Origin of the sequence: Buttiauxella brennerae ATCC 51605 (assembly GCF_001654925.1) — a bacterium.
Classification (GTDB): Bacteria; Pseudomonadota; Gammaproteobacteria; order Enterobacterales; family Enterobacteriaceae; genus Buttiauxella; species Buttiauxella brennerae.
The window spans coordinates 557,989-571,761 of sequence record NZ_LXER01000006.1 but is presented as its reverse complement, the minus strand read 5'-3'; the positions used below and the strand labels follow the sequence as shown (position 1 = coordinate 571,761).

The 13,773-nt window shown below is 50.9% G+C and carries 15 protein-coding genes; 2 read left to right on the top strand and 13 right to left on the bottom strand.

The window, feature by feature from the left end:
• The first annotated feature begins 144 nt into the window (after nt 1-144).
• Nucleotides 145-876, top strand: coding sequence for an arginine ABC transporter substrate-binding protein ArtJ (artJ, locus tag M975_RS03855; RefSeq protein ID WP_064557451.1), 732 nt, complete (start codon nt 145-147; stop codon nt 874-876).
• 54 nt (nt 877-930) lie between these two features.
• Here the strand turns inward: artJ and rlmC are convergent, their stop codons facing one another.
• The 13 genes from rlmC to M975_RS03790 all read right to left on the bottom strand — a co-directional run bounded on the left by rlmC (nt 931) and on the right by M975_RS03790 (nt 13,198).
• Nucleotides 931-2,058, bottom strand: a complete 1,128-nt coding sequence (gene rlmC, locus M975_RS03850) for a 23S rRNA (uracil(747)-C(5))-methyltransferase RlmC (protein ID WP_064557449.1) — start codon at nt 2,056-2,058, stop codon at nt 931-933.
• 45 nt (nt 2,059-2,103) lie between these two features.
• Entirely contained in the window at nt 2,104-2,538 is a 435-nt protein-coding gene (locus M975_RS03845; RefSeq protein ID WP_425338987.1) for a YbjO family protein, read from the bottom strand.
• 115 nt (nt 2,539-2,653) lie between these two features.
• Nucleotides 2,654-3,499: a putrescine ABC transporter permease PotI gene (gene potI / locus M975_RS03840; protein WP_064557448.1), complete on the bottom strand. Its 846-nt coding sequence runs from the start codon at nt 3,497-3,499 to the stop codon at nt 2,654-2,656.
• Nucleotides 3,496-4,449 carry a putrescine ABC transporter permease PotH gene (gene potH, locus M975_RS03835; RefSeq protein WP_064557446.1) on the bottom strand — a complete coding sequence of 318 codons (954 nt, stop codon included), beginning with the start codon at nt 4,447-4,449 and terminating at the stop codon, nt 3,496-3,498. The genes potI and potH overlap by 4 nt, the downstream gene beginning before the upstream one ends.
• Nucleotides 4,450-4,458: 9 nt before the next feature.
• A complete protein-coding gene (gene potG, locus M975_RS03830; protein ID WP_157093323.1) occupies nt 4,459-5,592 on the bottom strand; it encodes a putrescine ABC transporter ATP-binding subunit PotG in 1,134 nt (377 codons plus the stop codon).
• 270 nt (nt 5,593-5,862) lie between these two features.
• Nucleotides 5,863-6,987 carry a spermidine/putrescine ABC transporter substrate-binding protein PotF gene (potF, locus tag M975_RS03825; protein WP_064557444.1) on the bottom strand — a complete coding sequence of 375 codons (1,125 nt, stop codon included), beginning with the start codon at nt 6,985-6,987 and terminating at the stop codon, nt 5,863-5,865.
• A gap of 380 nt (nt 6,988-7,367) precedes the next feature.
• Nucleotides 7,368-7,847: a YbjN domain-containing protein gene (locus tag M975_RS03820; protein WP_064557443.1), complete on the bottom strand. Its 480-nt coding sequence runs from the start codon at nt 7,845-7,847 to the stop codon at nt 7,368-7,370.
• A 107-nt stretch (nt 7,848-7,954) separates the two neighbouring features.
• Nucleotides 7,955-8,857 (bottom strand): 30S ribosomal protein S6--L-glutamate ligase, encoded by a 903-nt coding sequence (rimK, locus tag M975_RS03815; protein WP_064557440.1) that lies wholly within the window; start codon nt 8,855-8,857, stop codon nt 7,955-7,957.
• A 64-nt stretch (nt 8,858-8,921) separates the two neighbouring features.
• Complete coding sequence (locus tag M975_RS03810) at nt 8,922-9,839, bottom strand: LysR family transcriptional regulator (protein WP_064557668.1); 918 nt, start codon at nt 9,837-9,839, stop codon at nt 8,922-8,924.
• A gap of 66 nt (nt 9,840-9,905) precedes the next feature.
• The gene (locus tag M975_RS03805) at nt 9,906-11,162 is read right to left on the bottom strand and encodes a nucleoside permease (RefSeq protein ID WP_064557667.1); all 1,257 of its coding nucleotides are present in this window, start codon (nt 11,160-11,162) and stop codon (nt 9,906-9,908) included.
• 43 nt (nt 11,163-11,205) lie between these two features.
• The gene (gene xapA / locus M975_RS03800; RefSeq protein WP_064557435.1) at nt 11,206-12,039 is read right to left on the bottom strand and encodes a xanthosine phosphorylase; all 834 of its coding nucleotides are present in this window, start codon (nt 12,037-12,039) and stop codon (nt 11,206-11,208) included.
• A 153-nt stretch (nt 12,040-12,192) separates the two neighbouring features.
• Nucleotides 12,193-12,915, bottom strand: coding sequence for an oxygen-insensitive NADPH nitroreductase (gene nfsA, locus M975_RS03795; RefSeq protein WP_064557433.1), 723 nt, complete (start codon nt 12,913-12,915; stop codon nt 12,193-12,195).
• On the bottom strand, nt 12,899-13,198 hold the full coding sequence (locus tag M975_RS03790; protein ID WP_064557432.1) for a YbjC family protein: 300 nt from the start codon (nt 13,196-13,198) through the stop codon (nt 12,899-12,901). Before M975_RS03790 ends, nfsA begins: the two co-directional genes overlap by 17 nt.
• 293 nt (nt 13,199-13,491) lie before the next feature.
• Between M975_RS03790 and M975_RS03785 the strand changes: the two genes are divergently transcribed.
• Entirely contained in the window at nt 13,492-13,764 is a 273-nt protein-coding gene (locus M975_RS03785) for a GrxA family glutaredoxin (protein WP_034456459.1), read from the top strand.
• Nucleotides 13,765-13,773: the final 9 nt, after the last annotated feature.

The window sequence follows — 13,773 nt, the reverse complement described above, 5'->3', positions numbered from 1 at the left end:
TCAGGCGGGGACTTCCCCGCCTTTTTTACGCCCGCAAAAATATAATTATACATTTTTATTGCATACAAATTCACTTGATGGCATGATTTTTTGACGTCGAGAAACGGCGAATACAATAAAACATGACAGACGGGAGCAACACACATGAAGAAGTTTATTTTGGCCGCTATGTTCGCTACAGCCGCATTCAACGTGGCCGCGGCCGATAAAATCAACTTTGGTTCTTCGGCCACTTATCCGCCATTTGAATCACTTGATGCCAACAATCAGATTGTCGGTTTTGATATCGACCTGGCTAAAGCTTTATGCAAACAAATGCAGGCTGACTGCACCTTCACCAACCATGCATTTGACAGCCTGATCCCGTCGCTTAAATTCCGTAAATACGATGCTGTCATTTCCGGCATGGATATTACGCCTGAGCGTAGCAAGCAGGTCGCCTTTACGACACCGTACTACGCTAACTCTGCGGTAGTGATTGCCAAAAAAGGTGCGTTTAAATCTTTCGACGAACTGAAGGGTAAGCGCATTGGTATGGAAAATGGCACCACACACCAGAAATACCTCCAGGATAAACACCCGGAAATTAAAACTGTCTCTTACGACAGTTACCAGAATGCGATTATCGACCTGAAAAATGGCCGTATTGATGGGGTGTTTGGTGATACAGCGGTGGTGAATGAGTGGCTGAAAACCAACCCGCAATTAGGCACCGTTGGTGAGCATGTTACTGATGCAGAATATTTCGGTACCGGTTTGGGTATTGCTGTGCGCCCTGACAACCAGGCTTTGTTGACCAAATTGAATACCGCGCTGGCAGCGATTAAAGCTGACGGGACTTATCAGAAGATTAGCGATCAGTGGTTCCCGCAGTAATTATTGCCCTCACCCTGCCCTCTCCCTGGGGAGAGGATTAGGATGAGGGGAAAACTACCCGCGCACCAGCAACGTCAAAACCTCGTAATGCGCCGTGTGCGGGAACATATCGAATAACTGCACGCGCTCCACACGATAACCCGCCAGTGACGAGATATCTTGCGCCATGGTCTGTGCATTACAACTTGAATAGATAATGTATTTCGGGGCCATGTTATTGAGGAAATAACACAGCGCCTGGCCGATACCGCGCCTTGGCGGGTTCACTAAGACCAGGTCTGGAGTATCTTGCTGCTCGGTGGCAAATTTCGTTGAATCCAGCGCCTGAAAATGAATATCCGTTAACCCGAGTTTCTCCGCCGACTGGCGTGCGCAGGCAATCGCTTCTGATGCAATTTCAATACCCGTTAGTTTCATATCCGGCGTGGCGCAATGCAGCCCAAAACCACCGACTCCGCAGAATAAATCCCACATATGGTTAACCGGTAATTCGCGCACCCAATCACGCGCAGTTGCATACAATGAAGCAGCAACGGCCGGGTTGGTCTGGAAGAAACTTTGCGGACGGATAAATAGCGGCACGCCGTTGAATTGTTCTTCCAGCGCCTGCTGCTCAGTAAATGGGATCTCCTGCTCGCCTTCCAGAATCGCCATATGCACTGGCTGGATATTGGCAGAAATCACTTTGAGCTGCGGAAGTTGCTGTTGTAACCAGGGTATCGCTGCACGCAGTTGTTCCAGCTTGGCTTCTGAGCGCAGAACAAAACGCAGCATCATTCCGCCGTCTAACTGGCTTTCCGTTAACAGCAGAAATTTCAACTCACCACGCTTACGCGCAACGTTATACGGTGTCAGGCCTGCACGGGCAATAAACGGTTTAAGAACCGCAAACACAGCCTGGAATGAAGCAGGATAAAGCGGGCATTCAGTTAAATCTTCCGGTGTTCCATCGCGATGCAGCATCCCCAGCAAGGGTTTTTCTACACTGCCGCTGACAACCATTTTGGCTTTGTTACGGAATGCGTGCTCAGGGCCGCTGATTGGCGCGCACCACTCATGCACCGCTGTGCCCTCCAGCAATTGCTGAAGTTCGGTCATTTTGGCGGTGAGCTGTTCGGAAATCGGCTGTTCAATCCACTGACAAGAGCGGCAGCGATTAGCCTGATAGAGCGCGCAATGCATTATGTAATCCTAAGAACCGGGGGCGCAGATTGTAACACTACGCGGTCATTGAAGTTTGAAAAAAAGCCGACTCCGCGAAGGGACAAACAACAGAAACAGCACCAATAAATCGGGTAGTTTCTGCGTCATTAGCGAACGGAAGATCTCACGTTTTGACTCACCGGGGATGCTGAACAGTTCAGGGTAACCCCAGCCAAGGGACGCCGCCCACAAATACCCCACCGCAATAACCTGCGTGGCAAGAAAGACCCAGCGCCCCCAGTTGCGCCCTTTCATGATGACAAACGCACAACGTAATTCGATACACAGCATCACCAGGCTGCCGAGAAAAATCAGCGTCAGGCTCCAGGTTTGCACGCTGCGATGCACAAAATCCATCACACCACGCACGCCGAGCATGTTGAACAGCAACATGAGATCGAGCACTCGCGTAGTAAGAATAGCGATCGCCGCCACCAGCACTAATGTGGGAGCGTTCAATTTAGCTTGTGTTTGACTTCGTTTCCTGAAAATTTCCGCAAACCTCGTGTTCCATACGATACTGTGCCGCGTCTGGCGCGGCACAGTAGGCTTATCATTGCAGATTTTAAGCTACTCAGCTATGCCTTGCACGCTGGATGTCGCGCAAGCGTTGCTTTTCTGCTCGCGCCATAAACCACCAGGCAATCAAACCAATCACCCCGACGACACCTAAAATTATAGACGCCAGTGCGTTAATTTCAGGGTTGACCCCCATTCTTACGCTTGAGAATACCAGCATCGGCAACGTTGTTGCCCCCGGCCCTGAAACAAAACTGGCAATAACCAGGTCATCCAGAGACAGCGTGAATGCCAGCAACCAACCGGAAATAATCGCCGGAGCAATCATCGGAACGGTTATCACAAAGAACACCTTTAGCGGCGTTGCACCCAGGTCCATGGCCGCCTCTTCGATTGAGTGATCCAATTCCCGCAAACGGGAGCTAATCACGACCGAAACGTAGGCAGTACAGAACGTGACGTGCGCAAGCCAGATGGTCAACATGCCGCGATCGCTTGGCCAGCCAATAGCGTGCCCTAAGGCCACAAACAGTAACAGCAGCGAAAGGCCGGTGATGACATCAGGCATGACCAGCGGTGCCGTAAGCATAAAGGCAAATCCCGTGGAACCGCGAAATTTGCCAAAACGCACCATTACCACCGCAGCAATAGTTCCGAGAATAACCGCAGCGGTGGCTGCGGCTGCGGCAATGGTCAAACTCAGCCCTACCGCGCTCATCATCGCCGAGTCATGGAACAGTTCAACATACCATCGCGTCGACCACCCGGCCCAGACTGTCACCAGTTTTGAGCTGTTGAATGAGTAGATCACAAGCATCAGCATCGGCGCGTAAAGGAAGGTGAAGCCGATCACCAAAATCAAAATGCGCCAGGGTGAGCGCACTACCGGTAAATTGTTCATGCGTGGTCCCCCGCCGTTTTATTCTGGTATTTGTGGAACCACATAATCGGCACAATCAGCAAGATAAGCATGGTGATCGCCACCGCTGACGCCACCGGCCAGTCGCGGTTATTGAAGAACTCCTGCCACAATACCCGGCCAATCATGATGCTATCTGGCCCGCCCAGCAGTTCAGGGATCACAAACTCACCCACTGCCGGGATAAATACCAGCATCGAACCGGCAATAATTCCGCCTTTAGTTAGCGGCACAATGACGCTGAAAAACGTTTTCAACGGACGTGCGCCCAGGTCTAACGACGCTTCAACTAATGAGTAGTCGAGTCGGGTTAGCGCGGTATAAATTGGCAGCACCATAAAGGGTAGATAGGCATAAACAATACCGATGTAGACCGCGAGATTGGTGTGCAAAATTACCAGTGGTTGGTCGATAACGCCCAGCCACATCAGCACGTTGTTGAGGACGCCGTTATTTTTTAGGATCCCCATCCACGCATAAACGCGAATTAAGAACGAAGTCCATGACGGTAAAATCACCAGCAACAGCAAAATATTACGTGTTGATGGTTTGCTGTGAGCCACCGCCCATGCCAGCGGATAGCCCATCAGCAAACAACAAATGGTAGAAACACCTGCCACTTGCAGCGACTGCAAATAGGCTTCAGCATAGAGCGGATCGTCGGTTAACTGGAGATAGTTCGCCAGATTAAGTACGAAGGTTATCTGATCGTCAGCCCAGGTGATTAAGTCGGTATAAGGTGGAATTGAACGGGCTATTTCACCAAAGCTAATCTTGAAGACAATCAAGAATGGCAGCATGAACAGCAAAATCAGCCAGAGATAAGGCAAAGCGATAACCAGCTTGCGGCCATGGCGCATCTGCATTTTCCCCAGCCACAATTTAAAACTGCTTGCCGGTGGCTCAGCCGGGCGTTCCGTGATCGTGCTCATTTCGCCCCCTTAAACAGTCAGAACGACACAACTTTCAGCATCCCAACACAGGCGAACTTCATCGCCCCATGTTGGCATTCCTCTACGATTGCGGTTCTCGTTTTGTAACTGTGCGCTGATCATCTGGCCGCTTTTCAGGCGCACATGGTAAATCGACAAATCGCCCAGATACGCGATGTGCACCACTTCACCGACCGCGAAGTTGTAGCCATCGGCTGGCGGTTCCTCGCACAACATGACCTTTTCCGGGCGCAGGGCGACGTAAACCGGCACGCCATCGACAACAGAAATATCAGGGTCAACTTTTAGCGGATGTACAAGCCCTGGGCTATCAATCACCAGACCATCGTCCTGGCGATCTTTAAGCAACCCTTCAAAGACGTTCACCGAACCGATAAATTCGGCGCTGTAGCGGGTTGCCGGGTACTCATACACTTCTTCCGGCTCACCAATTTGCTCGAACTTGCCGCGATTCATGATGGCAATACGCCCCGCCATGGTCATCGCTTCTTCCTGATCGTGGGTCACCATGACGCAGGTTGCCCCCACGCGCTCAAGAATATCCACCACTTCGAGTTGCATACGGTCGCGTAATTTTTTATCCAGCGCGCCCATTGGCTCATCAAGCAGCAAGAGTTTTGGCCGTTTTGCAAGGCTCCTTGCCAGCGCGACACGCTGACGCTGCCCGCCAGAAAGCTGGTGTGGTTTACGTTTCGCGTACTCTTGCATATGCACCAACGCCAGCATTTCCTGCACCCGCTGAGTGATTTCACTTTTCGGGAGTTTGTCTTGCTTGAGGCCAAACGCAATGTTTTGCTCCACGGTCATATGCGGGAAAAGCGCATACGACTGAAACATCATATTGATTGGACGCTGGTACGGCGGCACGTGTGATAAATCCACGCCATCGAGCATGATTTGGCCAGCACTTGGTTGTTCAAAACCGGCCAGCATGCGTAACAATGTGGATTTTCCACAGCCAGACGGGCCGAGCAACGCAAATATTTCGCCTTTATAAATAGTGAGATTGACATCATCAACGGCATGTTGCCCGTCAAAGGACTTAGTGAGGTTGCGAACTTCAAGCAGCGGGGTGAGCGCTTTACGCGTTTTCGCATGCGGACGAGGAGTGACGTCGTTCAATTATGTTGCTCTCCGGCATAAACAAAAAGATGTACGACCCGGTTGCCGTACCAATGACGTGACAGAGGTTTGTGCCTCTGTCCGTGTTGGGGCGCATGCACCATTGGGGTGCACTGCCCCGTTGCATATCTAATTAGATAACACTTATACCCAAAATAATTCGAGTTACAGAAAAGCGACCAGGCCGTAAGTCCCCAGGAACATAGATAACTATGTGACTGGGGCGTACGGGTGCAGTCAACGCATCTGCGGCTTGAAGTATGACGGGTATTATTTGCCTGTCTTAACCTTAGTCCACGCACGGGTAATAACACGATCAACTTTTGGTGATTGCACGCCCTGAGTAAACAACTTGGCGCGCACATCAGCCGGTGGGTAAATCCCCGGGTTGTCACGAATCTCAGCGTTCAGCAATGGCAGCGACTCTTTATTCGCGTTCGCGTAATAAACGTGGTTACTGATATTCGCCACCACATCCGGGCGCATCAGATAGTTCAGGAACTGGTACGCTTCGTCTTTGTTTTTCGCATCAGCCGTCATTGCGAACATATCGAAGTACACCATCGCCCCTTCTTTAGGAATGGTATAAGCAATATTCACGCCATTTTTTGCTTCTTTGGCGCGGTTGGCTGCCTGGAGAATATCGCCGGACCAGCCAATCGCAACGCAGATGTCGCCGTTAGCCAGGTCATTGATATATTGGGATGAGTGGAAATAACGAATAGAAGGGCGCAGTTTCAGCAGCAGATCGTTCGCCGCACCGGTGTAATCTTTCGGATCGGTACTGTTTGGATCTTTGCCAAGGTAATGCAGAACCGATGCGTAAACTTCGCTAGGCGCATCAAGGAAGGAAACGCCGCAGCTTTTCAGCTTCTCAAGGTTTTCTGGTTTCAGGATAAGATCCCAGCTATTAACCGGGGCGTCTTTGCCCAATGCCGCTTTCACTTTCTCGACGTTGTAGCCGATACCGGTGGTGACCATCATGTAAGGAATGCCGTATTTGTTGTCATGGTCGTTATGCGCGACCAGTTTCAGCATTTCCGGATCAAGGTTTTTGTAGTTCGGCAGTTTGCTCTTATCGAGAGGCTGGAAAATACCGGCCTGAGCCTGGCGCTCGAGGAATTGTGAAGACGGCACAACCAGATCGTAGCCCGTACTTCCCGCCATCAACTTCCCTTCCAGCACTTCATTAGAGTCGAAGACGTCATACACCACTTTAATACCGGTTTCTTTAGTGAAGTTTGCCAGCGTATCCGGCGCAATATAATCAGACCAGTTATAAACGTGCAGCGTCTTTTGTTCAGCAGCAAACGTGGTGGCAGAAACGGCCATCAGCGCTGTCATCAGCACACCTGCCACCATACCCGATAGCAATTTTTTACGTTGGTTAAACATATTTAATTCCTTCTGAAAAAGTCTAATTCCCGCTTTCGCGAGCATAATTTACTCAATCATACTTTTACGCATTTTCTTCTCGCTTCTGGCACATGCAAGAATCATGCATCTCTATGCAAACTGCAGTAAAAAAGCTCAGACGACTTCCTGCGAATGTTGCACGCTTGACGCGTCTCGCAAGAATAACTGTAGCCAGACTTCGAGACTATAGCCCAAGCAGAAAAGTGACTTTTATCAATTTTTTAACCATAAAACATCTATGGTATGGCGCAAAACGGGCAGGAGTGGCGAGAATAATTCTGGTCGGAGGCTAAGAAGGCAGAATAAAAAAACGTGGAACGCAGCGGGTATAGTAGCCGCTGCGGTTAAGAATGAAACAATTAGTGAAGAAAGTGAGTTTGAATAACGGTGCCGTCTTGCTCTTCTTCTTCAGAGATATAGAGCAGCTGGTTTGCGCAGGCTTCCAGAATCACCATCGAGATTTGCTCTTCGCTCTGTTTTACAAAAGCCGCAAACTGCTCGCGGGTAATTCCCACCGACGCCTGCAATGACTGGCAAACCACTAATTTTGGCAGGTTATCATCCTGAATATCTAAAAACGCTTTCACGGTTAGCGAGCTTGCGTTAATTGATGACAGATCGGATGCCAGTGGTAGCAAAGCAGAAGGTTTTACTTCCGCCAGCGCTGAGAACAAAACGATATCGTCGACCAGATCGATTTTGGCATCATAGACACCATCGAAATTCTGCATATGCGGCAGATGGAGCGCCTGGCAAGTATCGCACTCGAAAATGGTCACACCGATTTCGTCAAGCCAGCGGCGTAAGATGTCCAGAGTCGGGACAACGAGTGAATCCATATTTGCCGTAGCCTCTTCTTAAAGGGAGTGATTAAGTCGCGCCATAGATTACGCAAAAATGGCGACGCATACTAATTTTATGCGCCCAATGACGCATTCGCTTGAATTTAACCGCCTATTTTCAGGCAAAATCCCGGCTGAGCCTGATGCTCAATCCATTCAATCATCAACGTGGCGATATCCACACCACTCGTCTTTTCAATGCCTTCAAGACCTGGGGAGGCGTTAACTTCCATCACCAGCGGGCCACGTTCAGCACGTAAAATATCAACACCCGCAACATCAAGCCCTAACGTCGCGGCGGCGTGTAAGGCGATTTCGCGCTCACGTTCGGTAATATCGACCTGATTAGCGACCCCACCACGGTGCAAATTGGAGCGAAAATCACCCGGCTTGGCCTGCCGTTCTATCGCCGCCACCACTTTATTGCCCACCACCAGGCAGCGAATATCCCGCCCTTTCGCCTCTTTTATATATTCCTGCACCAGAATATGAGCATTCAGGCCACGGAATGCATCTATCACGCTTTCCGCCGCCTGGCGCGTTTCGGCTAACACCACGCCAATTCCCTGAGTGCCTTCCACCAGTTTCACCACCAGCGGCGCACCACCCACCATGTCGATTAAATCACTGGTGTCATCGGGTGAATGGGCAAAACCTGTCACCGGCAAATCAATCCCCTGCCGCGCCAATAATTGCAGCGAACGTAGCTTGTCACGCGCGCGAGTGATCGCGACAGATTCATTTAGCGGATAGCTTCCCAGCATTTCAAACTGGCGTAAAACGGCGGTGCCATAGAAAGTGATCGCAGAACCAATGCGTGGAATAACCGCATCATAATGAGGCAGTTGGCGTCCTTTATAGTGCACAGAAGGTGCCGCCGGGTTGATATTCATATAGCAAGAAAGGGGATCGATGATTTCGACGACGTGACCACGGCGTGACGCCGCCTCGCGTAGACGTTTACAAGAATAAAGCGTTCCATCCCGGGATAAAATGGCGATTTTCACCGTACACCTCAGCGTTTCCAGTCTAATAATCACAGCGCGGATATCATAGCACTGCCATTCTGATTCAACGAACGGGCAATGTATCTGGAGACTGTTTTAGCACGTCAATTAGATGGCGCGTTGTCGACGCCAGATGATGCGGATCGTAGACCACATAGAGATCCGCTGGGATCGCTTTTGTGAGTGGGCGGAACGTGACGCCCGGCCAGTTCATTTGCGCGTAGCTGTCCGCCATAATCGTCAGCCCCATACCAATACTCACCAGTGCCAGAACCGTCTGCGGTTCAACGGCTTCTCTGACAACCCGTGGCGAGAACCCGGCTTCACGGCAAACACCTTGCAAGAAGGTCCAGTCCGAATGCACCGCCGTCATGGTGACAAAGGCTTCGTGGCGCAGTTGCTCAATATCAATGGCAGATTGTTTTGTCAGAGGGTGCTTTTCTGGCAAAGCGACCAGGAAGGTGGCGTCGTGGAGTTTTTCGCTGCGCATACCCGCTGGCGGATTGGTTTCCATACGCCAGATACCGGCGTCAATTTCGTGACGCTCAATTAATGAAATCTGATCGCCCGGTGACTTTTCACGAAACAAGATATCAATCGCCGGGAAGTCGGCGATAAACGTTTGCAGCCCGAGGCGTAACCCGCCCCAGATAGCCGTGCCGACAATCCCAAGGTGAATACGCCCACCTTCACCCCGGCCGATTTGCTCAACCCGCGCCAGGGCTATATTCGCGCTATCGAGCAGACGCCGGGTTTCTTCGAGCAGGATTTCGCCGGCATGCGTCAACGCAACACTGCGTGAGTGGCGAATAAACAAAACGGTGCCGAGCTGGGATTCTAACTCTTTGATGTGAAAACTCAGCGGCGGTTGGGACATATTCAACCGCACAGCAGCTTTGCCAAAATGTAGCTCTTCCGCCACCGCCTGGAAATAACGCAGAAGCTTTAAGTCGGTACGGTAAGTTCGCTGTGAAATAGTCATGGGGCCCCTTTGTTTTGGCAGCCCCATAACTTACCACTCCTGCCGCTCGCTGTAATCCTGACGGCTTTAAGGTGCGATCGGTGCCGCAGCCTTGAGCGCTGGATTGTGACGATACTGGAAACTGAAGTGGAAAATAACTGCCAGCACCAGTGCGTATCCGGCAAACACCAGCCAGATGGTGGTCCAGTCTTTAACGCCATCGACGCTAAAATAGTCCACTACATAACCGCTGAGTATTGCGCCAACATACGCACCAATGCCGTTGACCATCGTCATAAACAGCCCCTGCGCACTGGCACGAATACGCGAATCCACCTCTTGTTCCACAAACACGGAACCGGAAATATTGAAGAAATCGAATGCGCAGCCGTACACCACCATCGAGAGCAGCAGTAACACGAAACCAAACGCTGACGGATCACCCCAGGCAAAGAGAGCAAAACGAAGCACCCAGGCCACCATACTCATCAACATCACCTGCTTGATACCAAAGCGGCGCAGGAAGAATGGAATGGTCAGGATAAACGCCACTTCCGACATCTGAGAAACAGACAGCAGAATCGACGGATATTGCACCACGAAGCTATCGGCAAACTCAGGGTTGCGCGCGAAATCATGCAGGAACGGGTTGCCGAAGGTGTTCGTTATCTGTAGTACCGCACCGAGCAGCATGGCGAACAGGAAGAAAACGGCCATACGTGGGTTTTTGAATAATACGAAAGCATCCAGCCCCAGGCGGCTCACCCATGTGCGGGATACGCCACCTTTTGCCACCGGAATCGTTGGCAAAGTCAGTGAATAAAGAGCCAGTACAAGCGACGATCCGGCGGCAATATACAACTGAAGATTACTGAGCTCAAAACGCATCAGACTCACGGTCCACATCGCCGCAATAAAACCGATGGTGCCAAAAACGCGGATCGGCGGGAAATGGCTGACGGTATCCAGACCCACTTTTTCGAGACTGGCGTAAGAGATGGTATTCGACAGCGCAATCGTTGGCATAAACGCCATTGCGTTCCCAAGCATGATCCAGAACATCAACCCAGGTTGGTTAATGCTGGCCGCCCAGGTAAGCATAAGCGCACACACCAGGTGACACAGGGCATAGACTCGATTCGCAGGCAGCCATTTGTCAGCAATAATGCCGACAATCCCCGGCATTAATAACGCTGCAATGCCCTTGGTACTGTAAACCATACCTACGTCTGCCCCCCGGAACCCGAGGGTATTAATCATGTATGAGCCTAGCGTGACCAGCCAGGCGCCCCAAATGAAATACTGCAAAAACAACATGATTTTCAAGCGAGGTTTAATCGCCAGGTAGTGAGTCGCCATGTGTTTTACCCGATGTGTTGGAAATGCCTCAGGCGAGTTTGCCCAGGAAACCGCAGATAAGATTGATAAAGTTCTGGCGTGATAGCGCCGCGGCCGCCAGGGTTTGCGCATGGGAAAGCTGAATACTGCCCAACCCCTCTGCCAGGTTAGTAATTGCCGAAACCGCTACAACTTTCAGGCCGCAATGGCGCGCACTGATAACCTCAGGCACCACAGACATACCGACCACATCGCCGCCGATGATTTGCATCATGCGAATTTCTGCAGCAGTTTCAAAGTTCGGGCCAGGGTATGAAACAAACACACCTTCCGTGAGCGGGAAGCCCTGCTCTTTTGCCACGCTCTGCAAAACGCCACGGTAATCTGCGTCATAAGCATTCGCCAGTGAGAAGAAGCGCTCACCAAAACGATCATCGTTAGGGCCCACCATCGGTGTACCAGGCATGGTGTTGATATGGTCGTTAAGCGCAACCAGGCTGCCAGGCCCGACTTCAGGACGTAATGAACCGGCGGCATTAGTGGAGAACAGAATTTCACAACCGAGTAATTTGAATGTACGAATCGCGTTGGTCATCAACGACATACCGCGCCCTTCGTAGAAGTGACCACGCCCTTTCATGCAAGCGACAGGCACACCCGCCAGCGTGCCGACAACCAACTCACCCGCATGGCCATGCACGGTGCTCACCGGGAAACCAGGCAATTCATCGTACGGGAACACAACCGGCTGTTCGATTTTCTCAGCCAGCTCACCAAGGCCAGAACCCAGAATGAAAGCCACGCGTGGCACAAGCCCGTTAATACGAGAACGAATAATATCTGCGGCGTAATACGGGGAGTTATCAAGTGTTGTCATCGGCATCGGGAGTTCCTTATCAGAAGGTCGAAATAACAGAGTAAAAATTCTGAAACTGTTATACCGACTGATAAGTCCCCTCAACCAATACCGTTTAGGCGGCTGATTGATAGTAAAAATGTATTGATCGGCGGTGGCAGGAGCCACCCCCGAGGCCTTTTATCTCACAGCCCAACCCTGCTTATGCAGATAATCGAGAATGAAAGGACGGTTTTCTTTAATGATGGTACGACGAATATGGTCACTCCAGGTATCACGGCGCGTGTTGCTGCCACGCGAGAGATAATACTGCGCCATCTCTTCGTCATACTGTTCAAGCACGTTGTGGTCGACTGGCTGATAACTGTTTTCATGCATCAACATGGCAGCAGGCATACGCGGCTTGATACCGTGATCCTCATCAGGCCAGCCGAGGCACAGGCCAAATAGCGGCAACACATGTTTTGGCAGAGCCAATAATTCCGTTACGGCTTCAATGCCGTTACGAATACCACCGATGTAAACGCCACCTAAACCCAGCGACTCCGCTGCGGTAAACGCGTTTTGTGCCAGCATTGCTGTGTCAACAACGCCAAGCAGCAACTGCTCTGCAAGGCCGAGCTGCGCTTCGGGGCAAATTTGCAAATGGCGGTTAAAATCGGCGCAAAATACCCAAAACTCTGCCGCCTGCGCCACATGCTGTTGGCCCCCAGTCAGTGGAACAAGTTGCTCACGCAGCGACTTATCCGTGATGCGTATAATCGACGTGCACTGTAAAAAACTGGAACTGGAAGCCGCCTGGGCACTGGCAACAATCGCTGCGCGTTGTTCGTCGGTAATCGGCTCGTCGGTATAGCGACGAACGGAACGGTGTGAGCGCAGCAGATCAATGGTCGGCGTCATCGCGTTTATCCTTTGGCTTGTCTGAAAGAGATTTATCGAGTGGAGCTTGCCCTTTGGTCAGCAGCGGTGCAACGTTCTGAGCCATCGCCCAGACCATGAATGCCGCCGCTGGGATCATCAGCGCAATCCCTAAAAATACCATGATGATAGCCGCCGTGGCATTCCCAAAGGGTGCGGGTAAAACCACGTAACCGTTCAGGGAAAGATACGACAGCAGTAAAAAAGCGATACCGATAACTTCGAGTATGAGTACAGGTTTCGGTAACGAACCAAGTGAACGCATCCGCTTGTCTCCAGAGGCAATTATTGGCTCAGTATATACCCGAGGCATTTCGGGCGGCATCTTTGTTGTCTACGTTGTATGCCCTAAATAATTCACCAGGCAGGCGGCAACAAAGGGAATCTACAGGAGCTTACTCAAGTTATTGACCGTGGCACCAGCAGCCTGGAGTATGACGGGTATATAGGCGAGGAATATCAGACTAACAGGCAAGACCTTCTTTCCATTCGCAACAGTTAGCGGCATTATAGTTGCATTCGCCGGTTCGTTCGGCCACAAAAAATAAAGGAGATTCCATGTTTGCAGTAATCTTTGGTCGCCCAGGCTGCCCATATTGTGTTCGTGCTAAAGAGTTGGCTGAGAAATTGACCGCTGAGCGTGATGACTTCAACTTCCGTTATGTTGATATTCATGCTGAAGGTATCAGCAAAGCCGACCTGGAAAAAACTGTTGGTAAACCTGTTGAAACCGTACCGCAGATTTTCCTCGATCAGAAACACATTGGCGGTTGCACTGATTTTGAAGCGTACGCTAAAGAACATCTGAGCTTGTTCCAGAACGCGGAATAAGCTGCAAAA